The following is a 1,493-nucleotide window of genomic DNA, read 5'->3' on the forward strand; positions in this document are numbered from 1 at the left end:
ATCCGATTTTCTTCTAACATCATTACTACTTGGTCTGAACCTGTAGCAACTGTAATAGGATTAGTATTAACAGTATCTATTATCTTTAATATTTGTTTAGTATCAGTGGTATTATTGATAGATTTTTCTGTTTTTTCTTTGGCAGTGGCTGTATTTTTTGTTTGGTTGTTATTACTGGGGGTGGAGATTGAAATTATTTCGGAGGTTGTGCTTGTTGAGAAAGTGTTAGTTTTTCCGAAATTTGTGGTATTATTTTCAGAATTTTCTGGATTAATAGGAGGGTTAATAATTGAATTGTTATTATTAGAAATTGCTGAGGTAGTATCTGTATTCAGATTGGTTTCTGCATTTTGAATAGTTATAGACTCATTCCCTGCGGTTTGATTAATTACTGGCGTATTAATATTTCCTCCTGCGGTTTGATTAACATTAGCATCATTTCCAGCATTTTGATTAATTACTGGTGTATTAATATCTCCTCCGGCGGTTTGATTAACATTAGCATCATTGCCAGCATTTTGATTAATTACTGGTGTATTAATATCTCCTCCGGCGGTTTGATTAACATTAGCATCATTGCCAGTATTTTGATTAATATCTCCTGTGTTGATGTCATCTCCGGCGATTTGATTAAGATTAGCATCATTGCCGGCATTTTGATTAATATCTCCTGTGTTGATGTCATCTCCGGCAATTTGATTGATATTAGTATCATCAGGGGCAGTTTGATTAATATCTCCTGTGCTTTGGTCTTCTCCTGAGTCAATTTCAATATTGACATCTTCTTCTCCTGCATTTTGATTAATATCTTCTGTGGTAATATCCTCTGTTGCTCTGAGTGTTAAAGTGCCTATTGTACCATCAGATGTGATTTCTATATCATAAGTTGTAATTGATCCGTCTGTTGCTTCCACATTGATTTCACCTGCACTTGTTGTACCGATGGAAGTTAAGTCTCCTGTACCTACTTCTGTTCCGTTGATGATAATACTGCCACTACTTCCTGCTGGTGCTTGGGTGGTAACGTTTCCTGTATTTACTGTTGCTGTGCGACTTTGAATGATTAAGTCTCCACTTTCTGTTGCTCCAAAGGATGAGACATTGGCTAAATTTACACTTTCTGGAGCTGTTAGTGTGATGTTTCCTCCTATTCCTTGGTCTGAGAATGAGTCTATGTTTTCTGTTGAGGTTATTTCTCCTATTTCACTTGCTACTGTAATTTCACCTCCCTGTTCCATTCCTTGGGAGCGAATGCCGTTAATAGTTATGCTGCCTGGGGATGTGAGAGTGACATCTCCTGCTGTTCCTTCTGTAGAAAATGTGTTTAATGTTCCTTGAGCGTTGATGCTGTTTTGACTGCGACTGTCTATGGTAATGTCTCCTCCTCGTTGTGTTCCTTCGGAGAGTATGTTTTCTATGTTGACTGAACTTTCTGCTCTAATATTTACATTTCCGGCGGTGCCTTGTGCTGAAAATGTTTCTATTTGTTGGGT

The 1,493-nt window shown here is 37.4% G+C and carries 1 protein-coding gene; it reads right to left on the reverse strand.

What is annotated here, in order from left to right:
* Nucleotides 1-1,493 (reverse strand): beta strand repeat-containing protein (locus ACP6PK_RS05875; protein WP_426558575.1); only part of this gene is annotated, 1,493 nt, incomplete at both ends.

It is taken from the genome of Dapis hubbardiae BLCC-M172 (genome assembly GCF_050016015.1).
Lineage (GTDB): Bacteria > Cyanobacteriota > Cyanobacteriia > Cyanobacteriales > Microcoleaceae > Trichodesmium.